Source organism: Mycolicibacterium lacusdiani, assembly GCF_021916785.1.
Lineage (GTDB): Bacteria > Actinomycetota > Actinomycetes > Mycobacteriales > Mycobacteriaceae > Mycobacterium > Mycobacterium lacusdiani.
In genome coordinates, this window is the sequence record NZ_JAKCFC010000002.1 from 867,067 (window position 1) to 881,924 (window position 14,858).

Genomic DNA, 14,858 nt, shown 5'->3' on the forward strand with positions numbered 1-14,858 from the left:
GGTGACGCGTAATTTTCGGCCCAGTAAGCGTGTAGACGAAGGGAATCGTTGATGGGTTACGCAAGGCACGTCGGCCGCGTCGGAGCATTGGCGGTGGCGCTGGGCGTCGGTGTCGCCGTGGCCTCCACGCCGGGCATCGCATCCGCGGCTCCCGCAGGCGACTCGTCCTCGGATTCCTCGTCCTCGAGTGCTGCTTCGGGGACCTCCTCTTCGGGGACGTCGGGGGGGACGTCGGGGGGGACGTCGTCGGCACGGGCCGCATCCGGCTCGTCGAAGCCAGCCGAAGGCCCGTCGGGCGGTTCCACGTCGACGTCGGAACCGGGTTCGTCGCAGAGCCCCTCCGATGAATCGTCCGACGGAGACGACGCCGCGGACTCGGACGATCCCGCCGACACCCCTGCGACGGGTGACACCACCGACGAGGCGTCCGATGACGCCGACGCCAACGCGCCGACCGAGGCCGTCGATCCGTCGACCGTCGAACCCGCTGTCGTCGAACCCGTTGTCAGCGAACCTTCGGGGACCGCGCCGGTCTCAGCCGAGCCGCCATCCGACGAGCCCGCCAAGGGCAACGACTCCAACCCGCAGCCGGAGCAGTTGGCACCGGCTCAGCCTGCCGGACCCGTGACCGCCGAGGCGCCCGAGACGTCATCGACCGCCCCTGTCGCCGTCGACGTCTCAGCACCCGTGCAGACCGTCGCGCCGTCCGCAATGACGAAGCTCTCGACGAGTCAGCCCTCGACTCAGCGTGCAGCCACGACCACGACCTCGCTGGCGGCGACCGCGCCTGTGGTGCCGCAGCAGCCGCGCACGCTGATCACCGCGGTGACTCAGCTGGTCGCCGCGGTGCTGCAGCCGTTGCTCGACGCCGCCAAGAACTCGCCCATTCAGATCCCGTTCCTGTCCGCGGCACTATCGCTGGTGCGCAACGAGTTCGAGCGGATCCTGGGCCCGCGCCAGGCAGCGCCCCAGCAAGGCACCACCCTGGTCGCCGAACCCACCAAGCAACGCGTCCTGGTGATCGGCATCGACGGCACGAACCTGAGCAGGATCCTCGCCGACGACTACAACCAGAACTTCCTCGAGCTGATGGGGACCAGCACGACCGCCGCGTCGAGCATCGTCGGCCACACCACGATCTCCAACCCGTCGTGGACGGCGATCCTGACGGGGGTCTGGGGTGAGCGCACCGGCGTGATCAACAACGTGTTCACGCCGTGGACGTACAACACCTGGCCGACGGTCTTCACCCAGCTCGAGTCGATCGACCGGGACATCCAAACCATGACGGTCGCGAACTGGAACGTCATCAACGGCATCGCAGGCGCAGGCGCCATCCCCGTCGACGAGAACCTCTACGTCGCCCAACTCGAGGGCGACAGGGACTGGCTGTTGACCGACGACGCCGTGGCCGACCTGACGGTCGACGCGATCGCGGGCGCCGACGCGCCCAACTTCCTCTTCTCGTACTTCGTGGGCGTCGACGAGAACGGCCACATGTACGGCGGCGCCTCGCAGCAGTACAAGGACGCCATCCGCAACATGGACGACAACCTCGGCGAGATGATGGATGCCGTCGCGGCACGGGAGTTGGCCACCGGCGAGGACTGGACCATCATGGTCGTCACCGATCACGGCCACCAGCCGCAGGTCGGCTTCGGCCACGGCTTCCAATCCCCGGACGAGACAGCGACGTTCGTCATCGTCGACGGTCCGGACTTCAAGGACGGCTACGTCAACCTGGAGTACGAGATCGTCGACACGACGCCCACGGTGGTGAGCCTGTTCGGCGGGACGCCCAGGGCGGGCTCCGACGGCGTGACGCTGCAGTCGCTCGCAGCCGGTGACGAATTGCCCGACGACCTCGTCAAGGCGCTGCAGGACGCGATCGCCGACAACGACTACCCGGACCTGATCACGAACATCGCACTGGGCGCGCGGACGGTGTTCGCGACGGTGCCGTACTACGTCCTCGAACTCAAGCGCGATCTGGGCGCGGGGCTGCCGAACTTCCTTCTGCTGCCGTTCAACGCGGTGTTCGACGGCCTCTACGTCGCCACCAACGTGCCCGCGCAGATCGTCGCGTTCCTGACCGGCGTCACCGGCGCCCGGATCTTCCCGCTGCTCCCGCCCGAGCAACCGGACTTCGCGCCAACCCCCGCACCCACGTCGGACGCGGGACTGCTCGCATGCGGGTCGGTGTCCGAAATGGGCTGCACCACGGCGGCTTAGAGAACGCCTGCTTAGAGGAAACCAATGTCCCGTCGGCCTCAGAGAAAGCCGACGTCCCGCCGACCGAGCCCGACCGACGGGACGGGATCCGTCCTGAGCGTCTTGCTCAGGAGTTCGTGATAGACGTCGCGGAAGTCCGTCGTGGTCTTCAGGTCACCGTCGACGAGGTCGGTGAGGCTGGGTTCGTCGCCGTAGAAGCCGCCCTTCACGGGTGCGCCCATCAAGAAGACCGGACCCGCCGCGCCGTGGTCGGTGCCCTGGGAACTGTTGGCAGCTACGCGCCGACCGAACTCCGAGTACGCCATCACCACCAGGTTGCGGCCGTACATGTTGGTGCGCATCTGGGCCAGGAACGGCGTCAGCGCATCGTCGAGAGTGCGGAGCAGTTCTTCCTGCGTGCCTCGTTCGTCGGCGTGGGTGTCGAACCCTCCGAGGGAGACCATGTACACCCGGGTCGGCACGGCAGCCTTGACGCATCGCGCGACGACGTCCAGTTGAGCGGAAAGGGATTCGACGTCGGCGCTGCGGCCCGCCGTCGCGGGATCGACGCCCTTGATGACCCTGCCGAATTCGGGCTCGGTGACCCTCGTCGCCCGGTACGTCCGCCGCACCGCCCGCATCGCAGGGGTGTCGCGGGGATCGTCGTCCGCCATGGCGCTGAGGGTGTCGGCGATGTCGGTCGGGATGCGGGGGATCGTCTCGGACAGCGCGGACGCGACGTGCTTCTCGCCGACCGCCATCAGCGGCAGGACGGCGCCGACGTTGATGGCGCGCAGGGGATCGTCGCCGCTGGCGTCCAGCCACCGTCCTATCCAGCCCGTCGGCACGGCGTCGTTCGGCGAGGCCGTCTGCCAGATGTCCATGGACCGGAAGTGGCTGCGGTCCGGGTTGGGGTAGCCGACGCCACGCACGATCGCCAGCCGCTTGCGGCGCCACAGCTCCGCCATCCCCGTTAGCGCCGGATTGAGGCCCAGCTGCCCATCGAGCGGCAGCACCTCGCCCGGCGCGTACGCGAGGTCGGGCCGTGCATCGTGATAGGCGTTGTCCGCGTAGGGAATCACCGTGTTGATGCCGTCGTTGCCGCCGTAGAGGGTGACGATCACCAGGATGCCGCTCTTCTCCGGCATCGGCCGCTGTCTGCCCGCGTCGAGCAGATCGGGCAGCGATACCGCCGCCACGCCCGACAGCAGGCCTGCGGCGCCCACGCCGGCTCCGGCGATCAGGAAATTGCGACGGTTCATCTCGGGCATCGCGCCTACACCGTCAGATACTCGGGGCTGTTGACGGCGGCGGCGACCATGCGCCGAGGATCGTCGGCCAGGCCGTCGAGTACCGCGGCAGTGCGGTCGGTCCAGCCGCCGACGCCGATGAGATAGCCGACGGCGTCGACGCGGTCGGTGCGGGCGGCCTGCTCGACGGTGGAGAGGTCTCCGAGGCTGGCGAACTTCTCCGCGGCCCAGACTCGCGCTGCCGTGCCGATCGTCGACAGCCAGGCGGGGCCGTGGGGCCACCCGTTGACGTCCGGTGGATAGAAGGGGCGTTGTCGCATCACGGTCAGCGCGATCAGGATGGCATCCATCAGGTGCGGGTCGTTCAGTGGCACCTTCAGCGAGCGGATGACCCCGACGGTCCACTCGACCGGCGAACACACCATCGTCCCCGTCGCGGAGGCGAACTCGGGATCGAGCAGAATCGCCTTCGTCAGCGCACGCAGGTCGCGGCGGGGACCGTAGGCGGCGATCAGGCGGCTCAACGTCGCGGGCGACGCGGGCTCGTCGGACGCCAGTTGCCGCCACAGCCTGCCCGCGACGAAAGCCGCGGACTGGGGCTGGCCGAGCACGACGTCGCAAAACTCGGCATGGTCGAAGTTGCCGGTGCGGCCCAGGATCGTCTTCGTCGCCCCGTCGTGGAAGCCATACGCCACGCGCGTGCTGCCGCCGTACCCGATGTACCAGCCGGTGAGCGTGCGGGCGCCTTCGCGAACGTCGACCTCGGAATAGCCGTTCGCATGGCCGAGCGTGAAGAGTTCCATGAACTCACGCGACAGGTTCTCGTTGGTCCGCGCGGCGGTGTTGCTCACGCCGTCGAGCCAGTAGAGCATCGCGGCGTCGGACAGCATCGCCACGGCAAGCGTCCGAAAGTCCCCCAGTTTGAGCGTGCGCAGCGTCTGATTCTGCTTACCCATCCACTCGGCGACGGGCACCTTCTGAGCCGACGTCGCGAAATGGTTGTGCCAGAGGAAGGTCAACTTCTCGTGGACGGGTTCCTCGACTGCGACCATGCGGCGGACCCACCACGAGGTGAGTTCCTGCATCTGCGCGGCCAGTGTGTCAGTGAACGCGTCGAGATCAGTGGCTCGGGCGCCGTTGCCAGGAAGCGGCGGTGTGACCGGAGTTGGTCGGGGCGTGGCCACGGCGCCCGGATCGCGGTCCGGGTCCAAGCCCAGTACGACGTCGAGGTGTGCGGACCAGTCGCGCCCGACGAGCGCATCGATCTGCGGCCCCGTGGCGCCGAAACCCGAGCGCCGGAGCATCCGTGCGGCGGTCTGCCACCGCGGCGACTGTCCGCTCAAGGGCCGCCGACCCACCTTCTCGCTCTGACGCGTATTCCCCTACCGCGCTGCCGTTTCGACCAGCGTAAACCTGGTCGGAGGGTGGCTGGGCCAATGCCCCGCCACCTCGATCGGGCAGGTGGCGCACCAACGGAAGGTCGGCTGCGCGAATGAATCTCGCGCAGCCGACCGTTGTTCGTTGCCGTATCAGCCCCGGTTGAACAAGTTCCCGATGCCGCTCAGGAAGCCGTTTCCGGCTTGTCCCAGCTGAGTGAGTGCATTGGTGCCTGCAGTGCCCACCTGGGTCTGACCGTTCTGGATTGCGGTCCCGGTTTGCGAGATTGCATTGGTGCCGGCGGTTCCGGTCTGGGTCTGGCCATTCTGGATGGCGGTACCCGTCTGCGAAATCACGTTGGTGCCTGCCGTGCCGAGCTGGGTCTGCGCGTTCGAGATCGCGGTGCCGACGTTGGTCAGGAAGTTCGTGCCCGGATCAGCGGCTGCTGCCGAGACGCCCGAACTCGGCGAGAACCTGTTCCCGTCCCCGGTGAGCACGTTCTGCTGATTGTCCGCAGCAGCGGTTCCGGCGCCGGCCAGCGCCATTCCCGTCGCAAGCGCCGCAGCGCCGCCGGCGACTGCCACGCCCGACATGATCCTGCGGCCGAATGAAATCTGTGTGTGTGCCATGAGCTACTCCCTTGCAGCAACGGTTGTGAAGACTTCTTAGAAGTAACCTGGCGGCATGGTGCTCAAACCACCGATCCGAGAAAACTTTCGCTAGGCCCGTCACGGGGGCTGTGGAAGTGGGTTTGCCGGGGGTGACGTGCGCGTCCTTCCCGCAATCGGGTCCGGTAGCGCTCTCCCTCCGGTCGGCGATCCGTGCTGCGCTCGTGCCGCTCATGACCGGCCAAGATCAACGAAAAGCCTTTCCGGACAATGGCTTGATCGTAGATGTGGTCGCGGTGACGCCGGTCCACCCAGTGCCTGCCGCGCATCTCCACGCTGGGTGACGAAGGTGATCTCGAGGTCGTTCGCCTGGCAATGGTCTCGAGGTAGCCTGGCTCGGATCCACGGACCGCCTCCGCGAACGCGCGGGCGTAGCGGCAGCACGTTCCAGAAGATCGTCGAGCGATAGCTGTGGTCAAATGGCAGCAAATCTTGAAGGAAGTCAGCGGCAGGAAAGGCCTTGTTCTGGGTGTCGTGGCGAGCGGCTCGGGTTGGACGGCCTGCAGTTGGCGACGGCCAACCGAGCGCCACTGCGCTGCGACGCCATTCCGGCGCCGCGGCAGTGCTTCGGACGCGAATCGACATGTTCCTGACAGTTTGCTGACGTTTTCCTATGGCAACTTTACGAGACCGTCAAATAATCCATTCGTCTCGACGCATTCGCGGCGCCTCGACGATTGCCATCGGCAAAGTGCGTCATGCATTCACGGTCCTAAACTGCAGGTAGCTGGGCGTTCGCGACGTCGCCGGCTCGATGGCGCCGGCGCCGACGTTCGGATCGCGCGCCACGTAGGCCCTGAACTGGCGATTTAATAGCTTTACGCAGCTCAATGCGGCTTCTAGTAGGTGCGATCGGCTGATTCCCTAGACGGACTGAAGGCCTGGAAGTCGTTACCACTCGCATGGCTCAACCGGGGTTCACGGGGTTTCTTTGCCAGTGGCAAACCAAACAATGGTCACGAACTGGAAAAGAAACCAAAGGTTTCTCTCGTCGTTAATGTTTCCGACGGCCATTCGATGGTAACTTCGGGACACACAACAACACCGTTGCTGACAGGGAGGACATCTCATGAGTGGAACCATCGGACGCAGGATCGTGTCGGGCGTGGCAGTGGCCGGCGGTGCTGCTGCACTCGCGACGGGCTTCGCCCTCGCAGGCGCGGGTACGGCTGGTGCCGAGAACCTGCAGAACACCGTGACGAACAACGGCAACAAGTTCAGCCCGGGCAGCAGCTCGGTGTCCTCCACCACCTCGGTGGGCAACGCGGGCACCAACTTCCTCACCCAGGTGGGCACCGCAATCTCGAACGGTCAGATCCAGGTCGGCACCGCCGGCACCAACGCGATCTCGCAGACGGGCACTGCGGTCTCCAACGGTCAGATCCAGGTCGGCACGGCCGGCACCAACGCGATTTCGCAGACCGGCACCGCCGTCCAGAACGGTCAGACCCAGGTCGGCACGGCCGGCACCAACGCCATCAGCCAGCTGGGCCAGGCCGGAAACGGCCTGCTGAGCGGCATCGGCAACCTGTTCAACCGGGGCTAACCCTCCCGTAGGGTTCGGTCGAGACCGAACCAACCGCAAGAGGCGGCCGTGCGATTCGTTCGCGCGGCCGCCTTTTGGCGTGTCCGACGCACCGACACTTACCCTTGGCCGGTGCCGAAGTGAGGAGGGTGAGGGGTGAACCCCGTTTGGATCGCCGACGCCCTGCGGGCGGAGGGCGCCGACGTCGTCGAGTACCCCGGATGGCGCATCCGCGGGCACGCCGACTTCGCCGACGTCCGCGGTGTGATGGTCCATCACACGGGATCGGACCGCGCCAGCGCCGCATCGATCGCCGAGGGTCGGCCCGACCTGAGGGGTCCGCTGTCCCAACTACACGTCGCGCGAGACGGCACCGTCACGGTCGTCGCGGCCGGGGTCGCCTGGCACGCAGGCTCCGGCCGGTATCCCTGGCTGCCGACGAACGGCGGGAACCGGCACACGATCGGGATCGAATGTGCGAACAGTGGGACGAGTCCCACTGCGCTACACCGTGAGAACTGGCCGGACGCACAGTACTTCGCGCTCATTCGATGCTGCGCCGCGATCCACCGTCGACTCGGACTTCCCGCCACACGCACCATCGGGCATCACGAATACGCGGGACGCTCACAAGGGAAGTGGGATCCGGGTGCGATCGACATGGACGTCCTCCGCGGGGACGTGGCCCGACGACTCGGCGACGTCTGGCCAGCCGTGCTGTTGGAGCGGGGATCGTCGGGGGAGCTGGTCGTAGAACTTCAGCGGCGGCTCAAGCACGCCTACCGCGCGTACGCGGGAGACCTGGTGATCGACGGCGTGTTCGGCCCGGCCACCGAAGCGGCGGTGCGCGAGTTTCAGCGGCGCACGCCGGGCCTCGACGTCGACGGCGTCGTCGGACCGGTGACCGCCGCGGCACTGCGGCTCACCGGCGTGCCGTCGGCCCGGGCGTCGCCGCAATAGGCAAGGAACGCGATGGTGGTCAGCGCGAGCAGTCCAATGACACCGAGATGGTCCGCTTGAAGACGACCTCGATCAGGTCGTCGCCGATGCGCTCAAAGCGCTTCTGCTCGCGGCCATTGCGCACGTCGGTCACGACGCACTCATCGAGTGGCGCACTGCCGATCCGGTTCACCTTCACGTCGAAGCCCTGAGCTTCGAGCTGAGCGATGGTCAGTTCGGCCGACGATGCCGCCGCGGCGGGAAACGCCGGGGCGAGCACGAGTGCCGTTGCAGCGGCGGTCGCGGTCAGAGCGGCCCTGATGATGGTGGTCCTCATGATCTGTCTCCCTCTCGTGGTGGACCGCCCAGCGGTCCCGATCTGTCTCTCGTCGATGCTGTCGCGGACGGGACGACGGTGCATGAAGGTCGCGTGGAGATTGGCTGGAGATCGCCGGGAGGGCGCCCACGGCGGACGTCGGTCGAAACATGCGTGACGGATGCCGCCGCCCGACTAGCGTGTGACTGCCCGATCCCGGGCCAGATGGGAGATCAGCATGCGAACCGGTTGGCCATCGCGGAGCCTCGAAGACGGACGACGACCCAAACGCGGTCTCGTCGTCGTCGCGACGGCACTCCTGCTCGGCGCGCTCGGCGCCGCCACGCTCGCGGCGCCCGACGCCAGAGCCGAGGGCGAGAACTACGTCGTTGCCACGGACACGACCTTCGCGCCGTTCGAATTCCAGGACGCGCAGGGCAAATTCGTCGGCATCGACATGGACCTGATCCGGGCCATCGCCGAGGACCAGAAGTTCAACGTCGACATCAAGCCGCTCGGCTTCGACGCGGCCTTGCAAGCCGTCCAGGCCAATCAGGTCGACGGCGTCATTGCCGGGATGTCGATCACCGACGAGAGGCGAAAGGTCTTCGACTTCTCCGAACCCTACTTCGAGTCGGGCATCCAGATGGCCGTCCTCGAGTCCAACGAGGACGTCAAGTCCTACGGCGATCTGCGCGGCAAGCGCGTCTCGGTCAAGAACGGGACCCAGGGCGCCGAGTTCGCCAACTCGATCAAGGACCAGTATGGGTTCGAGGTCGTCTCGTTCGCCGATTCGTCCACCATGTTCGACGAGGTGCGGACCGGTAACTCGGTGGCGGCCTTCGAGGACTATCCGGTGCTGCTCTACGCGATACAGCAGGGCAACGGGTTCAAGACCGTGACGCCCAAGGAGGACCCGACTGGCTACGGGTTTGCGGTGAACAAGGGCCAGAACGGCGAACTGCTGCAGAAGTTCAACACAGGGTTGAACAACCTCAAGCAGTCCGGTCGCTACGACGAGATCCTGTCGACCTACCTCGGTGAGGGTGCAGCCGCGAGCGACGGTTCGTTCTTCGGCCTGATCAAGAGCACGACACCAATGCTGCTGGCCGGTCTGAAGATGACCGTCATCCTGACGGTCTCGTCGATCTTCTTCGCCCTCATCCTGGGCATCGTCTTCGGCCTCGCCCGGGTGTCCCGGTCGATCTGGTTGCGGGCCATCGGCACCACCTTCGTCGACATCTTCCGCGGCACACCGCTGATCGTCCAGGCGTTCTTCATCTACTTTGGCATTCCCACCGCGCTGGGCTTCCAGATGTCGGCGGTGACCGCGGGCATCATCACGCTGTCGCTCAACGCCGGCGCCTACATGACCGAGATCGTGCGCGGCGGCATCCTCTCAGTGGACAAGGGGCAGATGGAGGCCGCCAGGAGCTTGGGCATCGGGTACCTGCCGACGATGCGCAAGGTGATCCTGCCGCAGGCCATCCGGACGATGATCCCGTCCTACATCAACCAGTTCGTCATCACGCTGAAGGACACCTCGATCCTGTCGGTGCTCGGCATCGCCGAACTCACCCAGAGTGGCCGCATCATCATCGCGGGCAACTACAAGGCATTCGAGATGTGGCTGATCGTCGGCATCATCTACTTCATCGTCATCATGGCGTTGACCAAGCTCTCCGACCAGGTAGAGAAGAGGATCGTGAAATGAGCCAGCTGGTAACCGAGGCCGCGGCCGCCGAGCCGAAGGACAAGGTGAAGATCCGCATCGAGGGACTGAAGAAGTCCTTCGGCGAACTGGTCGTCCTCGACGGCATCGACACCACGGTCAAGCACGGCGAGGTCGTGTGCGTCATCGGACCCTCGGGGTCGGGCAAGTCGACGTTTCTGCGGTGTCTGAACAAGCTGGAGGACATCACCGGCGGCACGGTGATCGTCGACGACTTCGACCTCTCCGATCCCAAGGTCGACCTCGACGAGGTGCGCCAGCACATCGGCATGGTGTTCCAGCACTTCAACCTCTTCCCGCACATGACCGTCATCGAGAACGTCACGCTGGCACCGCTGCTGACGAAGAAGATGAACAAAGCCGCAGCGGAGAAGCGGGCGCTGGAACTGCTCGAGCAGGTGGGCCTCGGCGAGAAGGCGCACGTCAAACCCGCCACGCTGTCGGGCGGGCAGAAGCAGCGCGTGGCCATCGCCCGCGCACTGGCCATGAACCCGTCGATCATGCTGTTCGACGAGGCGACCAGTGCGCTGGACCCCGAGATGGTGGGTGACGTCCTCGAGGTGCTGCGCGAACTCGCCTCCGGAGGTATGACCATGGTCGTCGTCACCCACGAAATGGGTTTCGCGCGGGAGGTCGCCTCCCGGGTGCTCTTCATGGCCGATGGCAACATCGTGGAGGATGACACGCCAGCCGAGGTGTTCGACAATCCGAAACACCCACGGCTGCAGGAGTTCCTCTCCAAGGTGCTGTAGATGGGGGAGTTGGGCATGGATCGCGAGGACGACCCGGAAGCGCGCATCAGGGCGCTCGAGCAGCCGCTCAGCGACATCGCCCGCACGTCGGAACTCGGCTCAGCGCACGACCATTCGGCCTATGGGTACATCCCGGCGCCGTCGGGACCACACCCGCCACCGCCACCTGGGTCGTACCAGCACCCTCCGACGCTGCCCTACCCGGAGACCGGGGACGTGGTCTTCCACGCGCCGGCGGCACCGCCTCCATCGCAAGGTGGGGCGGGCGTGATCCCGGTCGTCATCGGCGTGCTCGCGCTGCTGATCGCCGGCGGCGTCACGCTGATCCTGATGCTCAGGCCCTCGCCGACCACGGTGGCCGGCGGTGGAGCCACCCTGACGGAGAGGCCCGTCGACGTCTCGACCGATCGTGACGCCGAGGCGCGAACTCCCGGCCGAACCAACATCTTCGTCCCGCCGATCGTGCCGCGGACCGATCCGGCGCCGCCGGCGGGCACCAACGTCACCATATCCGGCATCGGCGAGGACGAGGCGTTCGCGTGCGACGATCACCTCGTCAGCATCAGCGGTGTGGAGAACACCGTCGTCATCACCGGGCGATGTGCGAGCGTGTCGGTCTCCGGCATCGACAACGTGGTCACGATCGACGCGGCTGCGCAGATTGGCGTATCGGGGTTCGACAACCGCATCGAGTACCGCCAGGGTGACCCCGAGGTCACGACGTCGGGGACCGGCAACACCGTCGAGCGCGGCTGAGTCCGGCCGTTCACCACGCCAGACTGGCGTCGGGATCGGCCGTGGTCAGTCCCACCGACTCTGCGGCCAGAACCACGTTCTCGCCGATCCGGTCGACGTCCGCCGAGTCGGTGAGCCGTACCGGACCCGACGTCCAGCGTCGCGCCCGGTTCGCCGCCCACGACGCCCGAACCTGCAGTGCCGCATCATCACCCGCAACGCGCACCGAACCGACCCCTGGCCGGGCGCACCATTCGAGCAGTCGTGCGACCGCTTCGTGCGAGAGCACCGGCCTGCCCATGGTCGAGATCGTGAACCGGCACCGGCGCCGGATCCATTCGGGCACCGGGCCGGCGTTGATCCGCGAATCGTGAACACCCAGACCGTGCAGCAGCGATTCGGCCTGTTCCCCGACGAGCCAGATACCGACGTCGAGACCGAGCAGCGATCCGAGCGTGGCGACGAGTGACCCAGCGGCGTGCCCGGTGGTGTCGACTTCGACGGCGACGTCGGGCACGGGGTAGTGCAAACCGGAGCGGCGCGCATCGGGGTCGGTGACCAGACGCGCCACCGCCAGGGCCTCCCGGTTCTTCGCCGCAGCCCGGTCGGCGACGTCGCGGGAGCCCCAATCGGCGCCGTCGTGCCACGCCACCGCATCGCGGGCGTGGTGCAGCACGGCGCCGTTGACCACGGCGCGGTGCGCGAACTCCCAGTCTTCGCCGCCGTACCCGACGAACGACTCGTCGAACCCGCCCACGTCGACGAACAAGTCTCGGCTGCAACACATCACGGAGCTGATCACGTAGCGGTACGAACGGTGGTCGATGCGCAGCAGGTCGCCGGTGGCGCGGTACTCGTCGGACAGCCAGCGGGGCTCCTCGAGCACCGGGGGAGCGGCATCGCCCGCCCACCACGACGGCAGCCGCCGCGCCGTCCACCCCGTCAGGTCGGCATGCCTGCGGCGTCCGACTACCAGGGCGTCGGGGAGCATCGACGGCAGCCTGCTGATTCGACGCAGGTAGGACGGCTCGGGAACGGTGTCGGCGTCCAGGAAGCAGAGGACGTCCGCATCCGTCTGTGCCGCACCGAGATTGCGCGCTGCCGCAGCCCTGAATCCACGGTCGTCCTGCCGAACCACGGTGATCCGCAGCGACGACTCCGGCACCCGCGGCGGCTCTGCCGAACCGTCGTCGGCGACGATGACCTCGACGAGTTCGAGCGGGTGGTCCTGCAGCTCCAGCGCGGCCAGCGTCAGCTCGAGTTCGCGCTGCTGCTGGTAATGCGGGATCACGACGGCGATCCGCACGGGCTCGGGGTCACGGCCGGCGAGCAGGTTCCACTGGTTGGCCGGAACGGTCACCCGCCCGTCGTTCAGCGGCAACGTCATTGGTGCCACGCCGCCAGCACCTCGGCATAGCGCTGCGCCGCCCCGGCCACCGACGGCTCGCACACCGTCGAGGGCGACAGCCACGTCGAGTCGGGGCGGGCGAGTGCCGCGGCGATCGCCGAGGCCAGGCCCTTCGGATCATCCGGGTACAGCAACAGCGCGCCAGGGTTTCGTTCCGCGATCTCACTGGTGTAACGACCAACCGGGGCGAGCGGTCGGCGACCGGCCGCGATCCAGCTGTTGAGCGAACCGGACGCCGAGACGTGCCGATGGTGGGCCACCGGCACCGTGATCGCCTGCAGCGTCGCGCGCAGCGCGTGCCCGGGTACGTGGCCGGTGACGGCGAATGGACGGCGCGCGAGACGGGCGGACTCCGACAGTGACTCGACGAGATCGTCGTGTCCGGGCGATGGCTCCCCGATGGCCATGAACCACACGTTGCGCGGGACGGCGGCCATCGCCGCGAGCACGTCGTCGTGGCCCTTGCCGGGATACAGGTAACCGAAGACGCCGACGGACGGGGGTTGCGCGAGTGGTCGCGACGGCCGCGCGACCGGGGTTGCCAGGGGCAGCGGGATGACGACGACCTCGGGCGGCCGGGCATCTACTTCGTCGAGCAGCATCGCCTCGTGGGCGCTGCTCACGACCACGGCGTCCACGGCCGCGCAGATCCTGCGGTACGCCTCTGCGCGTCCGGCGAAGTGGGTGCCGTCCGAGGACTGGGGAAGGTCGTGCAGCGTGACGGTGACGCGGTGGCCCGCGGCATGCGTTCGCGCAGCGAGTTCGACGATCGACGTCGCGGCCTCGGCGGCGGTCCTGCCGAACAGCCGATCGGTGAACTGGACGTGCACGCCGGAGTCCAGCTCGGTTGGGACGCAACGGGTCAACCGGGCGTCGACGTCCGTCGCGCGCAACGCCTCGTCGAGTTCGATGCCGAAGCGGACGACGCCGTGCCGGTCGGGGCCGACGGCCAGGTGCAGCACGGCCGCCGTCACCTGGCCGACCCGCCCGTCGGCAGGCCCAGGATGTCCATCATCTCGCCGTGGCGTTCGACGGCCAGATCGAGGAAGTCGGGGTTGTCCGCATACCACCGCATCTGGATCTCGTGCACGTCCTGGACGGACAACGGTCGCGACTCCAGCGTCCACTGCGTCCTGGCCGGAGCGCTCAGGCGCAGCGCGTCGAGCACCCGGCTCTCCAGTGGTGCGTACACCGATCCGAGCAGAGTGCGATCGATGGCTCCGACCGGCAGCCGGACGCCTGCGGCGTCGAGCACCCGCCGGGCCAACTCGATCAACACCGGGTTGCCGGGGTGGTTGATGACGTGGCAGGCGTCGGCACCGCACGAGGCGAACACGTCGGACACGGCCACGTCGGTGTCGCGGCGTTCCCGCACCGCGAGCGTGGCCCGGCTCGCCTCAGCGGCCGCGACGAACCGGTCGGCCGGGACGTCGACGTCCCACGGGTCGTCCGGTGACCGGCCAGAACGCGCCGCGACGACGGTGCGCAGATCGTGGTAGGGCACCCCGGGCGGAGTGATCGACCGGTCGGACGGGCGGCGCACGATCGCCTGAAACGGGTAGAGCCCTGCGTATCGGATGACGGGCCAGCGCACCACGCGGGCGCCCGCAGGCAACCGCGCGGCCATCTCCTCGGTACCCAGCGGCAGGTCGCGGTAGTTCGTCCTGATCGGCTGACTGACCAGCACCTGAGCTTCGCCGAGCAGTGCATCGAGATGGGGCAGGTCTGCGGCGGTCAACTCGTGGACCGGGGGCACCAGCGCAGTGCGATACGGCCGGCCCTCGACGGTCTCGAACACCTGGCGCAGCGCCTCGGCCTGACAGTTCCCGATCACCAGCCACAGCGGCAGCGATGAGGGGCGCTCGGCGTCGGGATGTCGGTAGAACTGGCGGTAGTGCCAGGTCCTTCCATCGTGCTGCATTTCACGAGTTTAGATTCGCGACCT

At 67.3% G+C, this 14,858-nt stretch carries 13 protein-coding genes; 6 read left to right on the forward strand and 7 right to left on the reverse strand.

Annotated elements, in window-relative coordinates; all coding sequences use genetic code 11:
• Positions 1-51: 51 nt before the first annotated feature.
• A complete protein-coding gene (locus LOK44_RS09235; RefSeq protein ID WP_283817764.1) occupies positions 52-2,232 on the forward strand; it encodes an alkaline phosphatase family protein in 2,181 nt (726 codons plus the stop codon).
• 38 nt (positions 2,233-2,270) lie between these two features.
• On the opposite strand, the gene LOK44_RS09240 is transcribed toward LOK44_RS09235, so the two are convergent.
• The 3 genes from LOK44_RS09240 to LOK44_RS09250 form a co-directional block, all read right to left on the reverse strand.
• Positions 2,271-3,482 (reverse strand): DUF1501 domain-containing protein, encoded by a 1,212-nt coding sequence (locus LOK44_RS09240; protein ID WP_237569665.1) that lies wholly within the window; start codon positions 3,480-3,482, stop codon positions 2,271-2,273.
• A gap of 5 nt (positions 3,483-3,487) precedes the next feature.
• Positions 3,488-4,804, reverse strand: a complete 1,317-nt coding sequence (locus LOK44_RS09245) for a DUF1800 domain-containing protein (protein WP_237569666.1) — start codon at positions 4,802-4,804, stop codon at positions 3,488-3,490.
• A 186-nt stretch (positions 4,805-4,990) separates the two neighbouring features.
• Positions 4,991-5,467, reverse strand: coding sequence for a hypothetical protein (locus LOK44_RS09250; RefSeq protein ID WP_237569667.1), 477 nt, complete (start codon positions 5,465-5,467; stop codon positions 4,991-4,993).
• A 1,108-nt stretch (positions 5,468-6,575) separates the two neighbouring features.
• Here LOK44_RS09250 and LOK44_RS09255 point away from each other — a divergent pair.
• Both LOK44_RS09255 and LOK44_RS09260 read left to right on the forward strand, forming a co-directional pair.
• Positions 6,576-7,052 (forward strand): hypothetical protein, encoded by a 477-nt coding sequence (locus LOK44_RS09255; RefSeq protein WP_237569668.1) that lies wholly within the window; start codon positions 6,576-6,578, stop codon positions 7,050-7,052.
• 135 nt (positions 7,053-7,187) lie between these two features.
• Complete coding sequence (locus LOK44_RS09260; RefSeq protein ID WP_237569669.1) at positions 7,188-7,991, forward strand: peptidoglycan recognition protein family protein; 804 nt, start codon at positions 7,188-7,190, stop codon at positions 7,989-7,991.
• A gap of 19 nt (positions 7,992-8,010) precedes the next feature.
• On the opposite strand, the gene LOK44_RS09265 is transcribed toward LOK44_RS09260, so the two are convergent.
• A complete protein-coding gene (locus tag LOK44_RS09265; RefSeq protein WP_237569670.1) occupies positions 8,011-8,307 on the reverse strand; it encodes a hypothetical protein in 297 nt (98 codons plus the stop codon).
• Between the two features lie 217 nt (positions 8,308-8,524).
• Between LOK44_RS09265 and LOK44_RS09270 the strand changes: the two genes are divergently transcribed.
• From LOK44_RS09270 to LOK44_RS09280, 3 genes are read left to right on the forward strand one after another with little or no spacing between them, the layout of a single operon-like run.
• Positions 8,525-10,000, forward strand: a complete 1,476-nt coding sequence (locus LOK44_RS09270) for an amino acid ABC transporter substrate-binding protein/permease (protein ID WP_237569671.1) — start codon at positions 8,525-8,527, stop codon at positions 9,998-10,000.
• The gene (locus LOK44_RS09275) at positions 9,997-10,770 is read left to right on the forward strand and encodes an amino acid ABC transporter ATP-binding protein (RefSeq protein WP_237569672.1); all 774 of its coding nucleotides are present in this window, start codon (positions 9,997-9,999) and stop codon (positions 10,768-10,770) included. Before LOK44_RS09270 ends, LOK44_RS09275 begins: the two co-directional genes overlap by 4 nt.
• Positions 10,771-11,526 (forward strand): DUF3060 domain-containing protein, encoded by a 756-nt coding sequence (locus LOK44_RS09280; protein WP_237569673.1) that lies wholly within the window; start codon positions 10,771-10,773, stop codon positions 11,524-11,526.
• Between the two features lie 10 nt (positions 11,527-11,536).
• Here the strand turns inward: LOK44_RS09280 and LOK44_RS09285 are convergent, their stop codons facing one another.
• From LOK44_RS09285 to LOK44_RS09295, 3 genes are read right to left on the reverse strand one after another with little or no spacing between them, the layout of a single operon-like run.
• Entirely contained in the window at positions 11,537-12,892 is a 1,356-nt protein-coding gene (locus tag LOK44_RS09285) for a glycosyltransferase (protein WP_237569807.1), read from the reverse strand.
• Entirely contained in the window at positions 12,889-13,887 is a 999-nt protein-coding gene (locus LOK44_RS09290; protein ID WP_237569674.1) for a glycosyltransferase family protein, read from the reverse strand. The genes LOK44_RS09285 and LOK44_RS09290 overlap by 4 nt, the downstream gene beginning before the upstream one ends.
• A complete protein-coding gene (locus LOK44_RS09295; protein ID WP_237569675.1) occupies positions 13,884-14,834 on the reverse strand; it encodes a WcbI family polysaccharide biosynthesis putative acetyltransferase in 951 nt (316 codons plus the stop codon). The genes LOK44_RS09290 and LOK44_RS09295 overlap by 4 nt, the downstream gene beginning before the upstream one ends.
• Positions 14,835-14,858: the final 24 nt, after the last annotated feature.